At 40.3% G+C, this 20,172-nt stretch carries 16 protein-coding genes; 1 reads left to right on the top strand and 15 read right to left on the bottom strand.

The window, feature by feature from the left end; translation table 11 throughout:
* Window positions 1-9: 9 nt before the first annotated feature.
* From KO529_RS11220 to KO529_RS11160, 13 genes are all read right to left on the bottom strand, one after another.
* Window positions 10-1,431 (bottom strand): sulfatase-like hydrolase/transferase, encoded by a 1,422-nt coding sequence (locus tag KO529_RS11220; RefSeq protein ID WP_252734375.1) that lies wholly within the window; start codon window positions 1,429-1,431, stop codon window positions 10-12.
* A 195-nt stretch (window positions 1,432-1,626) separates the two neighbouring features.
* Window positions 1,627-3,414 carry an arylsulfatase gene (locus tag KO529_RS11215; RefSeq protein ID WP_215947949.1) on the bottom strand — a complete coding sequence of 596 codons (1,788 nt, stop codon included), beginning with the start codon at window positions 3,412-3,414 and terminating at the stop codon, window positions 1,627-1,629.
* 88 nt (window positions 3,415-3,502) lie between these two features.
* Complete coding sequence (locus KO529_RS11210; protein ID WP_215947948.1) at window positions 3,503-4,660, bottom strand: mandelate racemase/muconate lactonizing enzyme family protein; 1,158 nt, start codon at window positions 4,658-4,660, stop codon at window positions 3,503-3,505.
* 46 nt (window positions 4,661-4,706) lie between these two features.
* The gene (locus KO529_RS11205) at window positions 4,707-6,005 is read right to left on the bottom strand and encodes an MFS transporter (RefSeq protein ID WP_215947947.1); all 1,299 of its coding nucleotides are present in this window, start codon (window positions 6,003-6,005) and stop codon (window positions 4,707-4,709) included.
* Between the two features lie 72 nt (window positions 6,006-6,077).
* Complete coding sequence (locus KO529_RS11200) at window positions 6,078-6,398, bottom strand: VOC family protein (RefSeq protein ID WP_215947946.1); 321 nt, start codon at window positions 6,396-6,398, stop codon at window positions 6,078-6,080.
* A gap of 52 nt (window positions 6,399-6,450) precedes the next feature.
* Window positions 6,451-8,538 carry a DUF5696 domain-containing protein gene (locus KO529_RS11195; protein ID WP_215947945.1) on the bottom strand — a complete coding sequence of 696 codons (2,088 nt, stop codon included), beginning with the start codon at window positions 8,536-8,538 and terminating at the stop codon, window positions 6,451-6,453.
* Window positions 8,539-8,625: 87 nt separating this feature from the next.
* A complete protein-coding gene (locus KO529_RS11190; protein ID WP_215947944.1) occupies window positions 8,626-9,267 on the bottom strand; it encodes a bifunctional 4-hydroxy-2-oxoglutarate aldolase/2-dehydro-3-deoxy-phosphogluconate aldolase in 642 nt (213 codons plus the stop codon).
* Entirely contained in the window at window positions 9,257-10,210 is a 954-nt protein-coding gene (locus KO529_RS11185) for a 2-dehydro-3-deoxygalactonokinase (RefSeq protein WP_215947943.1), read from the bottom strand. The genes KO529_RS11190 and KO529_RS11185 overlap by 11 nt, the downstream gene beginning before the upstream one ends.
* Before the next feature lie 5 nt (window positions 10,211-10,215).
* Window positions 10,216-11,664, bottom strand: coding sequence for an aldehyde dehydrogenase family protein (locus tag KO529_RS11180; RefSeq protein ID WP_252734373.1), 1,449 nt, complete (start codon window positions 11,662-11,664; stop codon window positions 10,216-10,218).
* On the bottom strand, window positions 11,633-12,802 hold the full coding sequence (locus KO529_RS11175) for a mandelate racemase/muconate lactonizing enzyme family protein (protein ID WP_215947942.1): 1,170 nt from the start codon (window positions 12,800-12,802) through the stop codon (window positions 11,633-11,635). Before KO529_RS11175 ends, KO529_RS11180 begins: the two co-directional genes overlap by 32 nt.
* A 45-nt stretch (window positions 12,803-12,847) precedes the next feature.
* Complete coding sequence (locus KO529_RS11170; RefSeq protein WP_215947941.1) at window positions 12,848-13,855, bottom strand: L-rhamnose/proton symporter RhaT; 1,008 nt, start codon at window positions 13,853-13,855, stop codon at window positions 12,848-12,850.
* Window positions 13,856-14,121: 266 nt separating this feature from the next.
* Window positions 14,122-15,420 carry a GntP family permease gene (locus KO529_RS11165; RefSeq protein ID WP_215947940.1) on the bottom strand — a complete coding sequence of 433 codons (1,299 nt, stop codon included), beginning with the start codon at window positions 15,418-15,420 and terminating at the stop codon, window positions 14,122-14,124.
* 240 nt (window positions 15,421-15,660) lie between these two features.
* Window positions 15,661-16,545, bottom strand: coding sequence for an AraC family transcriptional regulator (locus KO529_RS11160; RefSeq protein ID WP_215947939.1), 885 nt, complete (start codon window positions 16,543-16,545; stop codon window positions 15,661-15,663).
* 18 nt (window positions 16,546-16,563) lie between these two features.
* Between KO529_RS11160 and KO529_RS11155 the strand changes: the two genes are divergently transcribed.
* A complete protein-coding gene (locus KO529_RS11155) occupies window positions 16,564-16,890 on the top strand; it encodes a hypothetical protein (protein ID WP_215947938.1) in 327 nt (108 codons plus the stop codon).
* A 407-nt stretch (window positions 16,891-17,297) separates the two neighbouring features.
* On the opposite strand, the gene KO529_RS11150 is transcribed toward KO529_RS11155, so the two are convergent.
* Both KO529_RS11150 and KO529_RS11145 read right to left on the bottom strand, forming a co-directional pair.
* Window positions 17,298-18,767 (bottom strand): sulfatase family protein, encoded by a 1,470-nt coding sequence (locus tag KO529_RS11150; RefSeq protein WP_215947937.1) that lies wholly within the window; start codon window positions 18,765-18,767, stop codon window positions 17,298-17,300.
* A gap of 43 nt (window positions 18,768-18,810) precedes the next feature.
* On the bottom strand, window positions 18,811-20,151 hold the full coding sequence (locus KO529_RS11145) for a sulfatase (protein ID WP_215947936.1): 1,341 nt from the start codon (window positions 20,149-20,151) through the stop codon (window positions 18,811-18,813).
* Window positions 20,152-20,172 lie beyond the last annotated feature (21 nt).

The following is a 20,172-nucleotide window of genomic DNA, read 5'->3' as shown; positions in this document are numbered from 1 at the left end:
TTATTCTCTTTATTCAGATTTTTTTTTCGGCCAATACGCATCCATACGGTCTATATCCGCCTTTTCATAACTCTTTTTAAGCAGCCACCTTGGACGTTCCAACGTGGCTTCCCAAGCGAACAATTCTTTATACATTTCCTTAAACCTATCTGTTTCGAAAGCCGAGAGATCATTTAATTCCTTTTCATCATCTGGAAGATAAAAAAGCTGGGCAGGACGATCCGGGAAACGCACCAATTTCCAGTCCCCTTTTCTCATGGCAGCTCGCGCATCCCGCTTCCAAAAAAGCACCTCATGGGGGCGTTCTGTTTTCTTTCCATTTACATAAGGAACTATATCTACACCATCAATATCCTTTAAGTCCTGAACAGGGCCCCCAGCTGCCATATAAAAGGTAGGTAGAAGATCAAAGGTGCTGATTGGTTGGTCATAGGTGGTATTGGGTTTTAAATATCCAGGCCACTTCATTAAAAACGGGACACGTATCCCCCCTTCCAAATGAGTAGATTTTATGCCACTTAAAGGGCTATTGTCAGATCCATTCTTATCCGAAGGTCCTCCATTATCATTGGTAAAGACCACTATGGTATTCTCCGCTATACCCAACTCAGACAATTTATCCATTATTTTTCCGGCAGCCCGGTCCAAAGCCAAGGTCATTGCCGCCACTATTTTTCTATTACCTGATAAGCCAGGGAATTGATTTAAATCCTCCTCCGTGGCATCCATAGGCGTGTGGACCGCATTGAAGGAAAGAAAAGCGAAGAATGGTGTTTTCGACTTACTTTTCCTTTCTATAAAACTAAGTGATTCCTCGGCCAAGACATCGGTCAAATACCCAGTATGTTCCTCGAAAAGACCAAAATCGCGCTCCATTTTATTAAGGGACTCGTTTGGTTCGGATTCATAAGGGAAATAGTCGCGAGCACCTCCCCGGAAACCATAAAATTCGTCAAAACCACGTTTCAAAGGATGAAAACGATCAGCTCCACCTAAATGCCATTTACCGTAGAAAGCTGTGGCATAGCCCTGTTTTTTTAAATAATCTGCCATTGTAACTTCTTCAACCGGAAGGCCCATTTCTGCGCCATCAGCGGCCGATACCGCGCTCATAAAACCAGGAACGTTGTTTTCTTCATAACCAAATCTATATTGTGACTTTCCTGTAATTAGCCCAGCTCTCGAAGGGCCACAGGTAGGGTGTGTAACATAAGCCTGGGTAAATCGGACACCTTGTTTAGCCAATTTATCCAAATTAGGGGTTTTCATTACGGTACTGCCCTGAAAACCAAAATCGGCGTAACCGGCATCATCCGCAAACAACAACACTATATTCGGCCGTTCCTGGGCCACCCCAAATTGCAGTGATGAAATAATACAAATAAGTACGAAAAGATATTTCATATTGTCCAAGATTATAGCAAATGCCATTATACTTCTTTAGATTCCCTATTTTAGAAATCTATCCCAGACAAATTAATCAAAATAAAGCGTGTAAGGATTAATGATATTTACCTTAGGCTGGCATTATTTTACCCCAATACACCTATTTATGGGATAGATAGAAGTATTTCAATGGAATGTTCTAATCCATTAACTCCAGCAAGAAATAGAATACTTGTAGCGTTAATCCAACCGGTTTACATCAACAAAGAGAGGACCTGTCGCTAGCCTTTCAGTTTTCAGGTAAGCGTGAAAGTTACCATCTCCCTGGGGAAGTACAACATTTTTAAACACGACTCTCTCTTGATTTTTCTTAATGGGAAGTTCAAAATGAACATTGAGAAACTTAATATGTGCGGTACCATCTGTCGCCAATGGCGGCAAATCTAGGCTAATTTCATATGTTCCGGCCGTTGTTGTTACGCGCCAATGTCCTAGTTCGTTTTCAGAAATTACCCTTGGGCCGCCCCAATCGAAGCGTGACAAATTCACATTTCGCTGATCCATACTGCCCAAATGGATACGCTGTATGCCTTTTGCATCGCGTTCTTCGGTTACTTCATCGAACCAAGTTTCGTATCGCTCCAATAGGTCTTCTACCAATTCTGGACGCTCAGTGGCGAGATTAATACGTTCGCTCGGATCAATTTCAATATCATATAGCTCCAGATTGGCAAGAATTTTTTTCAATTCCTCATCTTTAGGCTGATACGAAATATTATGCGGGTCATCATGGGGACCGATCAATTTATATTTCTGCGTTCTTACTGCGAAATGCATATATTTAAAAGGTGTAGGGCCGTAATGCATTTGAGTAAAAAATGCTCTATCTTGAAGTACAGCCATATCGTTATCCTTCCAAAGACGAAGAAGCGATTTGCCATCGAACTCGATATTATCCGGTTCTGGAATTTTGGCCATGTCTAAAAGTGTTGGCGCAATATCTATAACAGAACCCATGGTTTTAAGCTGTTTGCCCATTGAAAATTCATTGGGCCATTTTACAAAAAAGGGCACACGTATTCCAGCTTCATAAACACTAGTTTTTGTACCTCTAAGATTGGCAACCCAACGACCGGGATAGACATCATTTTTTGTTCGTCTATGCCTAGGGCCGTTATCCGAAAGAAATATCACAATGGTATTTTTTTCTATACCAAGCCTTTTAATAAGATTTAGTACTCTACCTACGTTATAGTCGATATTGTCAATCATGCCATAAGTAAGCGCATTGTCTTCGTGCAACCCAATCTTACGATATGGTTCGGCTCTCTCATCCGGTACCTGCAATGGAAAATGTGGCAAGTTGGTAGCCAAATAGGTAAAAAAGGGCTTTCCGTCCTTTTGAGCCATAAAATCTAAGGCCGCCTCGGTAAAGATATCATCACAGTAGCCCTTGTATTTCTTTGAAACGTTGTTATGCTCAAGTATGGGATCGAAATAAGTGTTACCGGCAGGTCCTGCAGCCTGGCCTATGCCTCCTCCTTTATGAACAAGGGCCTCTTCAAAACCTTGGTCGGTGGGCCGCATTGGGAAATTGTCGCCTAAATGCCATTTACCAAATATTCCTGTGCGATAGCCGTTATCTTTGAGAATTTCTGCTATGGTCAATTCCGAATTGTTCATAAAGTGGTCGACCTGCGTAACGGCGGTGACCCCAGTGCGATAGGGGTATCTTCCGGTCAGAAGTGCAGCTCGGGATGCAGAACAGTTGGGATACGCCAAGAAATTGATCATTTCAATACCTTTTTTTGCAATGGCTTCCATGTTGGGAGTCTTCAGGTATGGATTACCATGCATACCAATATCGCCATAACCTTGATCATCGGTCATCATGATAATAATATTTGGTTTTTTTGTTTGTGAAACCAAGGTTGAGGAAGTTATAAAAATAGTTATGAAAACGAATATGGTGAGTTGATATTTTAATCTATTAGCATACGTCCCACCATTGGAACAGAAACAAGTCATCTTTAAGTTTTTAAGTTTGAGTACATATATTTTTAGGATATTCTATGTGGTATCCTCTTTTCGAACAGAATTAAAATACCTTAAAACCTTACCAGTTGGTAAAGGAGCCGTCTTTGCGTTTTAATCGAGGGGGTTCCACAATTTTAAAAGTTGCTTTAGATGCCAATTCTTCATTGAATTCTACCCCAAGACCCGGACCTGAAGGTAAAATATAGCGCGACCCCTCCAGTACCGGTTGTTGAGGATAATACTTCGGATTATCAAAACCAGGGTTTTCCACTGGTGTGTGAAGTTCCTCCATCCACCCAAAATTCGGGGATGCGGCTGCAAGGTGCAAAGAAGCCGCCGTACAAATGGGCCCGATCGGATTGTGTGGCATCAGATCAATATAATGGGCCTCGGCCATTGCAGCCACTTTCATGGCCTCCGTCAATCCTCCCACATTACAAACATCGATTCTTGCAAATTGTGTGATTCCTCTTTCCAAATAAGGCAAAAATTGCCATTTACTGGCGAATTCCTCGCCAAGGGCAAAAGGTACAGATATCATTTTGCGCAAGCTTTCATAGGCTTCAGGTGTCTCATCCCTTATTGGCTCTTCAATAAAATCAAGTGTTCCAACGGGCATTCTGTTTATGAAAGATACAGTCTCAGCAGCTGTTAGACGGTGATGATAATCGATGCCAATAGTTGGTAATGCCCCAATTTCCTTTCGAAGTTGTGTGACCCATTGGGCAATAATTGCAATAGATTCCCGTGGTTCAAATATTGATTCAGACTTACCTAAATATTCGGCAGGAGCGAGTCTTAGCACATTCCATCCTTCCTTAATTAGGTTCCTGGCCTTTTCTATTAATTCTTCCTTAGAACGAAAAAGTAAGGAAGCGAAACAATCTACATAGTCCCGTTGTTTTCCACCCAAAAGTTCATAAACCGGTACACCCAAGGCCTTTCCCTTTATATCATAGAGGGCAATATCGATGGCGGAAATTGCGGCCGTCAATACCCTCCCACCTTCAAAATACTGACCACGGTACAAATCTTGCCATATTGCGCCGATTTTAAACGGATCCTTTCCTATTAAAAGTGGGCGAAAATGATCAATGGCACCTATAACAGCCAACTCTCTACCGCTAATTCCGGAGGCACCCCAACCATAAATGCCCTCATCGGTCTCAATTTTTATGTTCAGTTGGCTCCTTTCGGCAATATTGACTGGAAATGATTTAATATCGGTTATTTTCATCTTCTTAATTATTATTTTCAGATTCCCTAAGTCTTTTTACCGACCCCTATGCGGTATCTAGTTCAATTCTTTTTATTTTACCCACTATTAGCAAAAAAGATAGAAAGCCCACTATCGTGATGCCACCAATAAAAAAAAGTGCAGGACTAAAATCGTCCTTATCCACCAAGGCACCTATTACCACTGGCACTATGACCGCTGACAATCCGCCCATTAAGTTAAAGACCCCACCGATCAGGCCTACCAAATTCTTAGGGGCAATCAACGAAACGAACACCCATGTTATCGAGGCAAGTCCGTTTCCAAAAAAGGCGATAGTCAAGAATAAAATTATGAAAAAAGTGCTATCCGTATAATTTGCCCCGACGATACTGATCGATAAAAATAAACCGATCAAAACAGGCGTTTTTCTTGAAAACTCTACGGAGTACCCTTTTTTTATAAGGTAGTCGGAAGTAAAACCTGATAAAAGTACCCCAAGAAATGCCGCTAGAAATGGAATGGAGGCCAGGAAACCGGATTTAATGAAATCAAACCCCCTGTACTCTACCAAATAAGTGGGAAACCAGGTGAGAAAGAAAATAGCCACAGAACCCACACAAAATTGTCCGATATAAACTCCCCATAATTTGCGATGCTTGAACGCCTCGGCAAAATCAGACCAACTGAATTTTGCCAATGATGTCGATTTTTTGGCAGACTTTACTAGCCCACCGCCCTTTTCTATATATGAAAGTTCGGCCGCATTAATGCTTCCGTGCCTATCGGGGTCTCGATAGAGAACATACCAAACAACGGCCCAGATTATGCCGACAATACCAGAGGCAATGAGTAGACCACGCCAGCCAACCCAATCCTGTACGGCGGTTAAAACGGGAAACAAAAAAGCAAGACCTATAAATTGACCGGAAGTATAAATGGCTATCGCCGACGCCCTTTCTTCTTCAGGAAACCACTTGGTAACTATAGCATTGTTAGCTGGATAAGAAGGAGCTTCGAATACCCCGATACTCGCCCGTAGACCCAAAAGAACGGCAAATGAATTTACAAAACCCTGCAATAAAGTAGCAACAGACCAAAGAAAGAGCATTAAAGCATATAATATCCTCAATCGTATTTTGTCAACAATTATACCACCTGGAATTTGTAGTGCTACATATGTCCAGCCAAATGCGGAGAACACCAGTCCCATTTGAACGGTACTTATTTCCAAAGATTCGCGCATAGCCGATGCCGCAACCGATATGTTCGTTCTATCCAAATAGTTAATTACTACAGTACCAAAAATCAGCGCTAATATATTGTAACGCTTTTTTGTGGGATTGTCACTTTTTGAATATTTCATTTACTGGGTTGTTTATCTAGTAAAGTTTGATTTATTAGTTAGTCATGGATCCTGAATAGGTTTAATATAAGGTTATTTGGATATTTCCATAAATTCTACGGGAGATCCTTTGTGGACTATGAAAGCCACTCGAACTCCTTCTACCGGAGAAAATGTTTCCACAAGAATTTCACATCCCTTAAGGGCTTGTTCCATGTCATCAACTAGATAGGCCACATGAGGCAGTGTTTGCATCATTTCTGGCATAGGGCTGTCGTTGTCGAACTTTACCCATTCTATTTTGTATTGATCTTTGTCGAATTCTGTATAGTGAATCTTTCCGGGTTCGTAAAACCCGTCCCAGTTTCTTTCTTCATTAGTGGGGATGCCAATGTGGCTAAAAGTGTATTCCATCTACTTATTATTATTATTGTTGTATTATAAACAAGTTGGTCCTCGATTAAAATTAGTCAGCCATTAAGCTTACTTCAAAGTGACCATTTTTTACACTTCCATCCTGCATAGTGATTCGATAACCATAACCAGGGATGCTAATATCCCCTTCAATTTTTTGAGCCACCGGTCCCAAATTGGCCACTACTTCGGTTCCACATGAAAAGCGGCTTCGCTGTACTTTATAATCGGCACTCAAATATTCATGTTTTAGCAACTCCGAAAAGAAAGTTTCCTCATGTACCGGACTCACTAATTTTTGGGCCATTTTGATCATGGGCCTCATGCCTTCAAATTCATATGGAGCAAAAAATATGGTAGTTCCCCTTCCAAATAGCATACTCCGCAAGGCCTTTATCCTAAAATCACCATTAGCGGTAACCTCGTTGTCCGGATCTTGGATCTTGCCAAAATTTGCAATGGCCTCATGATACACCAAATTGAACAAGGGAGCGGGATGGGAAATTACGGATAGGGGCCGATCTTCCAAATAGGTCATTCCTTCGAACATATCAAAATAGGGAATCCATTGTTCCTGACCGTGTTCGGTACCATTTACCAAGTTAAAACTGTCAATGTATTTGGCCAGCTCCAATCTACCCTCCTTCCCGGATTCGCGATATGCGGCAAATGTAATATCTGTAATGTCGGCTTCCAGGCCTAGATATGAGATTTCATTTTCAATATTTTTTTGGGCAAGGGATTTTTGAAATTTGGGATCTACACGTGCCCAGCGGCTACCAGTGTTCATAAGCTTTCCTTCCTCATCCCTTTGCATAAGATCTGTTGTAAAATCCGGATCGTTTTCCAACATAGGGGAATAGGCATGATAGGAAGAATACAAGTAACCATATGATTTTGCCAGATCTACTGCTGCTTTCAATTTGGCCGGTCCACCTAACTCTTCACTAATAGGAAAGTTGTGAGGTACAAAATTGGAAAAGGTTCCCCAAGCATGTATAAAAGCCTTATCGACCCCTAAATCCTCATGAATGGTTCTGATCATCTCCTTTAGTTCATCAAAAGTAAACGCCATACCCGGCATGTTCACATAATGCGGATATCCTCCATAAATGCCAAAATAAATGGCCCCTGGTAATTTGTTTACATTCGGATTTCTAGTGGCCTTGTCCTTAAGCGTTACAAAATAGCCCTTTTTAATAGCTTCCTTCTTATATATTTTGGCCATATCTACATAGTCCCCTCCAGGAATAAAATGGTAGTTAATGGCCATTTTTCCAACATCCCCGTCCAACTTCCAAACAGGATCCAAAAAAACAATTCTTTGATAAGGCGACATCTCACCTTTTGGATTAAATAGATACTGACCATTATTATTGATATTATACATCATATCAGGTCTTGAGTCCTCTTCTAAAATGCCTACGACGGCCGATTTTTCATTATAAGTTCCCCACCAAGGCATGGTTAATCCGGTACCATTATTGAACAATTCCAAGGACCCTACAGATTTATTGTTATAAGTAGCATCATCCCACTTACAAAAACGCCCCCCATTCATGGGGAAAATATAAGACGGGCAAATAACACCTTGTTTTTGTGGAATTACTGCCGCACCCTTATCCTCGTCCGTCTTAAGACTAAACTGTCTTGAAGGATAGCGCAAATCCAGTACCTTAAAGCTACCCCCTTGATGCTCCGTAATAAGCACGTTCAGATGCTCGGTATTTTGATCGAGTTTTAATTGAGTCCCTATGTGGACACCCTTGGCCATGGTTCCATCTTCAAGGACCGGATCAAGGAATTGTATCGTTACCGTTCCGGCGTCTGTTTTGGAAACCTCAATCTTTTTGCATTTCGAAAGATTTACAGTCTGTTTTTTACCCTTGACATCGGACAAGGTAAGCAGACCTGCAGCATTTTCCCAAGGATCCGAACCCCACACTTGTCCTGATTTTTTTTCCACCACTGTAAAACATCCACTTTTGGGATCGACAGAAACTTTTAGGGCATCATTTTCCAATACGATCGGGTCAATTGGATGAGCATCCAATGCACCATTCCGATCATTTGCGAAACACGTAAATACTGCTAGAAAGAAGATTACGAACAATCCACTTTTACACTTTAAATTCTTCATTTTATTTTAACTTTAAAAATTAGTTAATTGTCCCCGGTATGGAACTACCCTTAAATGTTATTACTTCAAATTGCTTAATTATTGATTTTAAAACCCTGTCGCCTCTGCCTTTACCTTAGTAAAATGCTCTGCGAGCCCTTCAAAATTTCTTTCCTCTATCAACTTTTTATTGAAGAGTGAACTACCCATACCTACGCCGACCGCTCCGGCCTCAAAAAATGATTTTATATTTTCCAAAGAAACCCCACCAGTTGGCAAAAGTTCTATTTCGTTAAGCGGGGCCGATATGTCCTTTATAAATTGAACCCCAAGTTGGGTGGCAGGGAATATTTTTACGGCCGAGGCCCCAAGGCTCCATGCCTTATATATTTCCGTTGGGGAATAGGCTCCTGGGAAAATTGGTATTTCTTGGTCCACAGCAGTCTTAATAACGGCCTCATCAATAATAGGGGTCACAATAAATTGTGATCCGGCTTCAACCGCTTTATTATAATCTTCCATATTACAGACCGTACCTGCACCCACATTGAGATCCTGAAATTCCCTCCTTAGATTGGAGATCATTTCGGTCGCTCCTGGAGTATTCATGGTTATTTCAATGGTGTGCAGCCCTGCCTTGAGATATGAATAGGCAATATCCCGCATAACATCCATAGATACTCCTCTTACAATCCCCACAATTGGCGCCCTATTGTAAAGTTCCCAAGAAAATGATTTTTTATTTGACATGGTATTCTAAAATTTTTCTTTGACCAATCAGTAGGGCTGTTTCTATAATTTGTGGCTCAAAACAAACGATTCGGGCCTCGGGTATAAATGATTTCAAAGCCAATTGGTACAATTCGTTCTGTATTCCGGTAACTGCAAGGTATACGGTTTCGCTCTTTTCTTTCAAATAGCCCAACTCCGCCCCTATTAATAATCCTGATAAATAATAATAGTTTTCCTTACTTGAGGTTTTATGTATTAAACTATTTGCCCTTATGGAAAATAGCGAGGCCATCAGTTGGTTGTCAACTCCTTTTTTAACACCTTTCAGAAAAATTTCCTTATTTAAAGGGCTCCATCCTACTTCTTCCACTGAAGCTGACAAAATAGTGTGCTTCCCTATAACTTCAAATAATTCACCGGTCATATAAGTGGTGAAATCTATAAATCTCCCAGCATCAAAAAGAATATGTTTACTGTGGGTACCAGGTAATACCAGAATACCCTTTCCCTTCTTGGGCAGGAAATCCGAAAGTCCAATGGCCTGAATTTCTTCCCCTCTCATTACATCAATATTTGTTCTAGCCCCGGAAATTAAAAGAAGGTCCAATTTATTATTGACAGAAATCCTATTGCTTATTAGGTCTTCGCCACTAAAGGCAATGGGCAATTGGCAGTACTCCAATTCCCGCATCCCTATTGAAGAGGACAGCATTCCGGAAGCCACCAAATGGTATTTTTCTTCTCCCTCTAAATCCAACTTTTCCAGCTGCGCCAACAAATAATCGGCAAAAAAGGATTCTTGCGACCGTTCACTTTGCCCTGTAAATAGTTGGTAACACTTTTTAATTCCAAGATCGGTTCTGATTTCGGAAAGCACCTTTAATGAATGGGTGTCGACCAAACGGAGCCTAAAATTGGAGGTTCCCCAATCGCAACTTATAAATTTTTCAGGTAGCCCCATGTTTCTTACAACGCCTTTGTTACTCTCTTTTTAATGAGATAATCGTCTAGAGCGTAAGTTGAACAATCTACTCCAATACCACTATTTTTAAGACCACCATGTGGTAAATATATGTCGTACTTAACCCCATTCAATTGTACTTCTCCAAATTCCAATTTATCCGCGAAATAATTAAGAATATCATCATTGGATGAAAATACATAAGACGCCAATCCTGCATTTGTATCGTTAGCCAATTCAACAACTTCTTCCTTTGTAGAAAAGGGTACAATTATAGCTACTGGCCCAAATATTTCTTTTTGCAAAATCTTGGCATTTTGGTCATTTAATTTAATGACCGTTGGTTCAAAATAATAACCAGGTCCGTCAATTGGGTTACCCCCGTATAAAAGTTGTCCACCTTGAGCAACTGCTTCCTTTACTATATTCCCAACTTTTTCTACAGACAGTTTATTGGTAAGTGGCCCCATGTCAGGGTGATTTTCCCTACCAAAACCAACAACGGTATTTTTAAATTTGTTCACCATACCCTCTATAAAAATATCGATCACTGAATCCTGTACAAAAAAACGATTAGGGGCAACGCATATTTGACCTGTGTTCCCCGTTTTCAAAGCGGCACCAATATTTATCGCCAGATCCATATCGGCGTCATCAAAAACAATAAAGGGAGCATTTCCCCCACATTCCATACTGTATCTTTTAATTGAAGTTTTACTGCTTTGTCCAATAAGTTTTTGGGCGGTTTCAGTAGAGCCTATCATGGTAATTAACCTCGGGATTTTACTTTCACAAAGGGGGATGCCCACATCTTGAACATCACCACAAATAATGGTAATTACACCTTTTGGAAAGTTAATTTCCTCGCAAAGTTCCCCAATAATATAGGCCGATAAGGGTGAAAACTCGGAAGGCTTCAAAATTATACTACATCCGGCCGCCAGGGCTGGCCCCAATTTAAAACCAAGGTTCAATAAAGGGAAATTATAAGCCAAAAAGGCAACGACCACCCCTAACGGCTGGGAAACGATTCGGTGCTCATGTGTGCCTTCCGTATCTTCTATGGCAATATCTTGACGTTGTTTTATTTCCTCCGAATAGTACTTTAGGGAATTGGTGATACTGGTCAGGTCTTCTTCACTTCCTTCCCAAGTCTTCCCCATCTCATACATAATGCTTTCACGGAGAAGGTCGCTATTTTCCAATAGTTTTTTTCTCAATTTTTCAATCCATTGTAACCGTTCTTCCAGTGGCAATTGAGACCAAGATTCAAAACCTTTTTGAGCAGTTTCCAAGGCCCGTTCCGTGTCCAGCATATCAGCCCAGGAAATACTAGCTATAGGCTTTTCATTTGCGGGACAAATAACCTCAAATGTTTCACCATTGGAAGCCTCGATTAATTGTCCATCGACATATAATTTTTTATGCCCGAATTTTAAAGATTGTTTTATCATAATCCGTTTCTTTATCTAAATATTTTTCCAATGCATCCAAATCCACATCAACACCCAATCCCGGCAATTGAGGCACCTGTAATTGTCCATTTTTTATTTTAATTTGATGCTGGGTAACCTCATCGCGTAGAGCATTTTCGGTTCTATCCAATTCCATGGTAGGTAGTTCATTGTACATTCTACCAGGATTCTGATCTAAGTTAGCAACGAAATGGACAGCCGCACTAATGGCTATCCAGGTACCCCATGTATGTGGCACCACATCTTTGTTATAAGCCTGGGCCAATACAGCAATTCTCTTGGCTTCCGTTAGTCCACCTGCTGCACAAATATCGGGCTGTGCAATATCTATACAGTCATTTTCCAACAAGCGCTTAAAGCCAAACTTTAAATACTCACATTCCCCACCAGCTATAGGAATCGAGGTATTCTCTCTAAGCCTTCGATAACCGTCATAATCTTCCGGGGAAACGGGTTCCTCAAACCAGGAAATATCATATTTTTCCACTTTTCTAGCCAGTTCAATGGCCTCACGATAACTGTAAGCGTGATTGGAATCGATCATCAATTTCATATCGGGCCCTATAGCTTTGCGGATTGCTGCTACATATTCCACGTCCTGTTTAATTCCAAGTCCTACTTTCATCTTGGTGGCCTTAAAACCTTGGGATTTATACATCAAAGCTTCTTCAATCAATTTCTCCAACAAATTTTCCCCCCGGGTAAAATATAAACCTGTTGCATAGGGTTCTATCACCTGGTTTTTAATACCTCCGAGCATAACGGAAACAGGTTGATTAAAAATCTTTCCTTTAATATCCCACAATGCCACATCAATAGCACTTATTGCGGCCTGTAAACTACCACTTCGCGCATAATCCATGGAACGACGATACATTTCCTGCCATAAAACTTCATGTTCCAAGGCATTCTTGCCCAGAATAAAAGGCTTAAAAAATTCTATCCCAGATTTAATTACGTTGGCAGGGCCATAACCTTCTCCCCAGCCATAGGTTCCGTCCTCCAATGTTATCCGTACGATACATATCTTCCTAGTATCGTATTCCCACTGGGAAAAATAGAACGGGGTATCCAACTTATGGGTAATTACAAAGGGTTCTATTTTTGTTATCTTCATATCTAAAATCATAAATTTCTTATTAAAAAAAAATACTAAGTAGTCCTAGTAATTGGCATACCCAAGTATGCAAATGGCAACTATCAATACGGACAAACCTCCCAATAAAACCTTGAAAGATTTTCCTGAATCCTTCCACTCGCCTGCCCTGTAGCCCCAAATATTACTAATAATCAGTGCAAGGCCCAATAATATTGGCCAACCGATTACCGGACCCAAATTGCCCATCAATGCGGCTCCTTGTCCGTACACCCCTAATGCGGCAAACCAGAAAATTCCCGCCAAAATAGCCCAGCGGTAGGCTTTTTTACTATCGGCTACTTTGAACGAACTCCATGAATTGTTCTTAACCAAACGGAAAATGGCATAACCTCCGTTCATAGCAAACGCTCCTATCAGAACAACGACCCAAGAAGCCAAACTAGCATTTTGAGTTCCTACCCCGTATTGTTCTACTGCTGTTTGTGCTACTGGTGCTGCATTGGCAAAACCGATATTTAAAAAGGCTGAAAGAACACCAGAGGCAACCGCAATCATCACTCCCATTCTAATTGCCTTAGAGTTGGATGAAGCACCAGCCTTAAGTTTGTCTCGCTGTACCCCAGCGACAGCGGTAATAGCCACGCCAACTAAAAGTAAAGCTACACCCACTAGAATTATTGGGAAAGAAGGTTGTTCAAAAGCGCCTTCTATTTGAAATAAAGGTATGATAGACCCCATGGAGGCAGCTAAACCCATAACTATTCCATAGGTAATGGATATTCCTGTTTTTTCTACGCTAACACCAAAAAGAATCCCTCCAATGCCCCAAAGAAAACCATAAAATGCGGCCAACCACAAAGTAGCACTATCGGTATGGGATATCACCCCTATCAAATCGGGAATTGCGATAAAGGCCCATACCATGGGAACCAATATCATTGCCACGAAAGCATGAACCAACCACCAGGCTTCCCATTTCAGGGGAGCCATATATTTCATTCCCAACCCAAAAGTTCCCTGAAAAAAACTTGCGAAAATAACTAGCGTAATTGCCAGAAAATAGTTATCCATTATTTATTTATTTTAAATATTAGAAAGAATTCCGAACCATGCCCAATATCCTTCCCTACAAAGAAAATTTAATAAGTGACTAAGGTGTAAATGGATTTTACCCAGGACTGACATTATTTTAACATGTCTATTGCTCCTCTTAAGTGAGGTTACAGGTAAATTGATTTGAACAACTGTTTTGGGCAATTGCCTTAGCATCGGGAATTGCTTTACCTAAAATTAAAATGTTTGTGAACAGTTAACTGCAGCCAACCCAATATTGGTTCTTAACCCTTCAGCCAATAAATAACAAGGATCAATAGACCACCACTAAGGGAAACGACAGCGGATAACAAACTAAAGGTTTTGAGCAGTTTGGATACGGAGAAATCATGTACCTCTTTAAACAACCAGAAAAAACTACTGTTCACATGAATAACTCCCAAGGAACCAGCACCAATGGCAGCGGCAGTAAATTCCGGATCTAAAGTTCCATTGGAAACCAACGGTGCTATAATGGAGGCCGATGTAATAAGTGAAACCGTAATAGAACCGGTTACGGTGGTAAACAAGAAACTCAGTAAAAAAGGAATAACGATGCCCATGGCAGCTATACTTCCCGTATCCGCAAAAAGTGAACTTACAATTTCCGTATCCTTTATAACTTGTCCAAATGCGCCACCAGTACCTGTAATTAAAATTACGATAGCCGACTTGGCTCCAGAAGTTTGAAAATATTTATTCAAGGTCACCGAAAAATCCTTGGCATCCAATAGAGGCAAAGCAAATACAACTCCGATCATTAATGCCCAAACTGGATTCTTAATAAATGCAATTATGGGATTATCTCCAGGAAATATTGTGCCAATGGACATTAGCAATAAAGGTATCAAGAGAGCAGCAAAAGGCAGTACCCTTTTAAATCCCTGCAATTCCTTTTTAACTGGATTATCGATATATTGTTGGGACGCGCTTTCGGTATTTAGATTATTCTTATTGAACCATATCCAAATCATACCACCTCCAATGGCACCAATGGCCACCAACACATTAAAAGGAATAATGTCCCCAATGTCCATCTCCAATATGGCGGCTACGGCCAAGGGGCCAGGAGTGGGTGGAATCAAGGCATGGGCCACCGTTAGGCTCATTGCCAAGGAAAGTCCCAAAACCAAAACCGAATGCCCAGATTTTCTGGACAAAACTAGAATTGTAGGCAACAATGTTAAATAGGCCACATCCATAAAAACCGGAATTCCTATTAGAAAACCGATTACCGCCATACTCATTGGCAAATATTTTACTCCAAATAGGTTAATAATACTATCCGCGATCAAATCGGCACCGCCGGTTTCCGCCAATATTTCACCTAATAATGTACCAAAAAGAATAATAAGACCTATCCATTTTAAGGTATTTCCAAATCCGCTCAATAAACTCTCAGTAACCACTCCTACCGAACTACCGGTTGCCAAACCCAATATAAGTCCTGAAATAAGCAATGCAGGAATAGGGTGCACTTTGAAAACCGTAACCGCTAGAATCAACAGCACTATGCAAAACAACAATACAAATATACTTGTCATGGGCAAGTTGGCTTTTAAATGAATCGACTTTTCATATTTAAGAGATACATTATGATCGGTTTTCTGTTTGGATAAAAATTTTCCTTGTCCACAAACCTAACTAAAAAACCCTCATAAAGTCAGTAACCGATTACCTTCAACTTGCATTATTATACCCCATGCGAAAAACTTCCAATTTGGATGGAAGTCAAAACCACCCATATCACCCATATAATTGGTTTTATTTGATAGAATCAAAAACTAAACAGCTTCCAACTTTTCATTGTATCTCTCCATGTACTCTGACGGTGTAGTTTTCATGAGGGTCTTAAACTGTCTATTAAAATTGGTAAGGGTATTAAAACCAGATTGATAACAAACAGTTGCTATCTGCAATTCACCCTCAATCAAAAGTTTACAGGCATGCCTTAGCCTTATTTCATTGAGATACTGTGTAAACGACTTATGCGTCCGCTTTTTAAAGTAACGGCAAAAAGCGTTTGGAGTCATATAAGCTATTGCAGACACTTCTTCCAAGTCGATTTTTTTTTCAAAATTTTCATTAAGATATGAGACTACCCTTGCCATCCGATCCTTTTCATTTTGATTAAAGGTATTGGTAATGGCCTCTAAACAAAGGGTCTCATAATTTTCGCTAATAGAAAGGATATCCAATATTTTCAAAAGGCCTATAATACTTGAAAGGCCTTGACTTCCTACTAAACCCAGAATTTGATTATGAACTAGGTAAGTGGCCGCCTTGGAGAATTTCATGCCTTTATTTGCCTCCTGAAAAAGAGCTTGTAGTTTTTTAGCTTCAGTTAGATCCGAAAAACCGTCACCCAAAAAATCAGGGTCAAATTTAACGACAACTAGGTCTACCGCCTCATCCTCCAATTTATCGGCATAGTATTCCCTATCATTTCTAAAAAGATGTGGAACATTACTTCCTATCAAATATAATTCTCCTGGACCAAAATTACCAATGGAGTTCCCAACGTAACGAGTACCGGTACTTTTGGTAAAGTAAATAAGTTCCAACTCTTTATGAAAATGCCAATCTTGCTCAATGCAAGGCATTCGATCCTGTCTTGCCAAGAAGGAATTTTCAGGTTTTTTTTCGGTCTGTTTGTACGTTAGTTTCATCTCTTACATCTTTAATAAATGCCCCAGTACATACTCCACTCCAATGAAGCAATATTAAGTTCATTTTATGCGCTGGACTTTAATAGACTGACATCTTCCCTTATTAAAGGTAGTAAATTACCCCATTTGAATTACAATTACAACCTAATTAGACAAAATAGTTGTAGTACCCAACATTTTAATGAGCCTAATCTGAGCTTTATGGGAATTCCGACAGAGGTCATTAGTGAAGGATTTGGCAATAATTCCTTAAGGACTAATGATATATATTTAAAAAGCTTCATGAACCATGTTTTGGATGTGGCGAATGAGCTTGTATTTCTTAGAGGACTTCACAATGAATAAATAGAGCCTAATAATTCAAAAAATGCTATCTAATTTGACAAGATCAGTAATGATGTAAACCCCTCTATTATTCTTGGAGAATAAGAAAAGGTATTAAAATATAACGGGAAATGATATGTAATTATCCTTATTTTAACTTAAATTAGAAAGTGTACTGGAATTAATCACGCTATTGTTATTAAAGTCCATATTGAGGTAGGATCGAAAATAAAAGTAATTTTAGAGAGGGGGGGAGTACTAACACCTTAACTTTATTTCCATTTGAAAATCTCAAAAATCAATCTCAATTAAATGGGGTCTCTGAAGTCCAATTAAATTAATTGAAAACTTATGGCCTAAAACCCAGCAATTCAAAATACCCATTTTTTAATTATTCCCTTTTCAACTAGCATTATTTATAATAGGTGCTATCTTTTACTTTTATACTCCTTGCCAAGAGTCTGAAAACCTATTTCAACGCCATCCAACATTTGTTGATACAGCTCGGGTTTATCCTTTTTAACCCATTCCAATAAATCTACGGCACTGGCATGTACAGGGTGATAGACATCACTTACAGGCCTCATTTTTTTATCATAATGAATGGTCTTTTTTCTAAGTTCTTTTAATATTTTGGCATACTCAGGCTTATCCACAAGGTTGTTCAATTCCTGTGGATCCTCCATCAAATTATATAATTCTTCGGGCTGTTTATGCGGTTCAAAGAACAGTCTTTCATTTTTACTTAGTTTGCCTTCCTCCTTTAAACGACGCATAACGTGCACTGCTGGCCGATAGAACTCCAAGTAAGCCTGATGTGCATCGTAGGGAAGTTCAGGTCTATCATTTCTTATGTATTTCCAATTGCCGGAAGTAAGCGCCCTTGACTTTTCCTCCACTTCGTCCCAAAGGTCACGTGCGGCGTATACATAGTCCCTATCGAATTTCTTGTCGAACACGGGCTTTCCGGTCATGTAATCCGGCACTTTCACTTGTGCAAAATCCAATACGGTGGCGGTAATATCCGTGGCACTTACCACATCTTTTCGTACTTGGCCTCCTTCTATCCCTTTAGGATAATACACAATAAAGGGAATATGTAGGCCCGGATCGTGCAGATACCCTTTTCCACGGATATTACAACGACCATTATCACCAATAAAAATAACCACGGTGTTATCTGCCATGTCCTTGTCCTCCAATTCCTTAAAAATCATTCCCACTTCGTTGTCCAGGTATTCTATTTGATCCAGGTACTTGGCCCAATCAAGTCTAATTATAGGGTCATCCGCCATAAAAGCTGGCAATTCAACCTGCTTGGGGTCTACAGGGTGCTTGGATTCCTCCCGAACTTCGTTCCACCAATCGCCCCTATGGCTAGCCACTAACTGAATCTGGGCAAAAAAAGGCTCGTCTTCTTTTTCAAACCTATCGTACTTATCAAAAATTCCAAATTGGGTCCTTCCATCCCAAGGTCCCAAAGCTTCGTGCTTAAAATTGGCATCTATTTTACGCCCTTTACCCATAACCCCGTGATGGCCAAGAATAGTGGTATATCCTGCTTCACGCAACCAAAAGGTAAAAGGCTTATAACTTTCGTCAAGGGGCACGTCTCGATTGCTTCTATGGTGATGGGCATTGATCTTCACTTGGTGTGTACCGGTGAGCATCGCTGATCGACTTGGTGAACAGATGGGATTGGTAACAAAGCAATTATCAAATCTAACCCCTTCTTCGGCCATTCTATTTAAGTTGGGTGTTTTAACACCTTTCATACCATAGCATTCCAGATCCAAACTCATATCTTCGGCCATAAGCCAAATAATATTGGGTCTTTCCTGTGCGAAAACAAAACAGGTGAACAGCAAGTAAATACCGGTTGCTACTAATTTATTCATTGGTTTAAATTTTATTTTGGACAACATCTTTTGAAGGTTGGACCTAAAACTGTGGAACGGCTTTTTTCTCCCACTTTTCAAGTTGTTTTTTCATTCTTTTTGCCTGATCAACCTCTAAGTCTATTAGATTTTTGGATTCTCCCAAATCATTTTTAATATTGAAAAGGTCGTGGCGCCCACTGTGGTATTTCACCATTTTCCAATCGCCATTCATAATCGCCGTGTATTGATCTTCATAACTTCTGAAAAAGAACAAATTGCGATCTTTCATATTCTCACCTTGAAACAGCGGAAATAAACTTTTTCCATTAACCCCCTTGTCTTTGCTTTTCTTTCCCGATGCGATTTCCACTAGGGTTGGAAAAACATCTATGGATTGTACGGGAACGTCAGAAGTAGTATTGGCTGTGGTCACCCCGGGATATCGCACAATAAATGGAACTCTGGCACCCCCTTCACCCAAGGTATTGCCTCCTATTTTTCCACCGCTCAGTGGAGCATTGCTGAAATATCCCCCTTGATCGGATAATAGGATGATTACAGTATTATCAGCTATCCCCTTGTCCTCCAAGGCCTTTCTCACACGACCTACAGATTCATCCATGGCACTCACCATAGCCGCATATTGGGCATCCTTGCCAGTTAAACCTTCTTTTTGGTACTTTTCTAACCAATCCTTTCTCCCAATATGGGGGCCGTGCACATTATAATACCAAAGCGAAAGCATAAAAGGTTGTTGCCTATCATATTCGGCTATGAACCTTTCAGCTCCATTGGTCAGTACATCGGTTAGGTAGGTACCCTCCTTAATTTCGGGTAAAGGATTCCCTGTTTTAAAAAAGGGAGCATAGTAATCCCCAGGATGTCCATGATCTCCTGTGCCGTATTGGGCATCAAATCCTTGATGAATCGGGTGGTATTTTTCACTTCCCAAATGCCATTTGCCAATGAACATATTATAGTACCCATACTCCTTAAGCTTTTCCGCATAAGTAACCTCCTCTAGCGGGAGCCAATTTCTGGACGGCATTTGCACGGGATCGTTAGGCCATAGATTAAATTCATCTCCAGCTATATTGTTCTTGGCCGCCTTTTCTTTACTATCGATAATGTGACGTACCATTTGAAAACGCACCGGTTCTTTGCCTGTAAGTAAGGATGCCCTACTTGGACTGCAGGTAGGCGTAGCTATATAGGCTCTTTCAAAATTAAGCCCATCTCTTTTTAACTTGTCAATATTGGGGGTATGGAACTTAGGGTTCCTAAAACCAACATCGGCCCAACCCCAGTCGTCCACAAAAAGAAGTACAATATTTGGTTTTTCTTGTGAAAAAGCCATTTGCACCACCATGAATAAAACTATTAATCCTAACTTATTTTTCATATCAAGAGTTATTCTATTATT

It is taken from the genome of Arenibacter algicola (assembly GCF_018860365.1).
Lineage (GTDB): Bacteria > Bacteroidota > Bacteroidia > Flavobacteriales > Flavobacteriaceae > Arenibacter > Arenibacter algicola_B.
The sequence above is the reverse complement of the archived record's forward strand: the minus strand, read 5'-3'. Positions and strand labels throughout refer to the sequence as shown.

Coding starts and splice junctions, on each gene's coding strand:
- KO529_RS11170 (WP_215947941.1), bottom strand. CDS start 13,855: ATGGATAACTATTTTCTGGCAATTACGCTAGTTATTTTCGCAAGTTTT.
- KO529_RS11165 (WP_215947940.1), bottom strand. CDS start 15,420: ATGACAAGTATATTTGTATTGTTGTTTTGCATAGTGCTGTTGATTCTA.
- KO529_RS11185 (WP_215947943.1), bottom strand. CDS start 10,210: ATGGGGCTACCTGAAAAATTTATAAGTTGCGATTGGGGAACCTCCAAT.
- KO529_RS11215 (WP_215947949.1), bottom strand. CDS start 3,414: ATGACTTGTTTCTGTTCCAATGGTGGGACGTATGCTAATAGATTAAAA.
- KO529_RS11190 (WP_215947944.1), bottom strand. CDS start 9,267: ATGTCAAATAAAAAATCATTTTCTTGGGAACTTTACAATAGGGCGCCA.
- KO529_RS11210 (WP_215947948.1), bottom strand. CDS start 4,660: ATGAAAATAACCGATATTAAATCATTTCCAGTCAATATTGCCGAAAGG.
- KO529_RS11205 (WP_215947947.1), bottom strand. CDS start 6,005: ATGAAATATTCAAAAAGTGACAATCCCACAAAAAAGCGTTACAATATA.
- KO529_RS11155 (WP_215947938.1), top strand. CDS start 16,564: ATGCCCCAGTACATACTCCACTCCAATGAAGCAATATTAAGTTCATTT.
- KO529_RS11150 (WP_215947937.1), bottom strand. CDS start 18,767: ATGAATAAATTAGTAGCAACCGGTATTTACTTGCTGTTCACCTGTTTT.
- KO529_RS11195 (WP_215947945.1), bottom strand. CDS start 8,538: ATGAAGAATTTAAAGTGTAAAAGTGGATTGTTCGTAATCTTCTTTCTA.
- KO529_RS11160 (WP_215947939.1), bottom strand. CDS start 16,545: ATGAAACTAACGTACAAACAGACCGAAAAAAAACCTGAAAATTCCTTC.
- KO529_RS11200 (WP_215947946.1), bottom strand. CDS start 6,398: ATGGAATACACTTTTAGCCACATTGGCATCCCCACTAATGAAGAAAGA.
- KO529_RS11175 (WP_215947942.1), bottom strand. CDS start 12,802: ATGAAGATAACAAAAATAGAACCCTTTGTAATTACCCATAAGTTGGAT.
- KO529_RS11145 (WP_215947936.1), bottom strand. CDS start 20,151: ATGAAAAATAAGTTAGGATTAATAGTTTTATTCATGGTGGTGCAAATG.
- KO529_RS11180 (WP_252734373.1), bottom strand. CDS start 11,664: ATGATAAAACAATCTTTAAAATTCGGGCATAAAAAATTATATGTCGAT.
- KO529_RS11220 (WP_252734375.1), bottom strand. CDS start 1,431: ATGGCATTTGCTATAATCTTGGACAATATGAAATATCTTTTCGTACTT.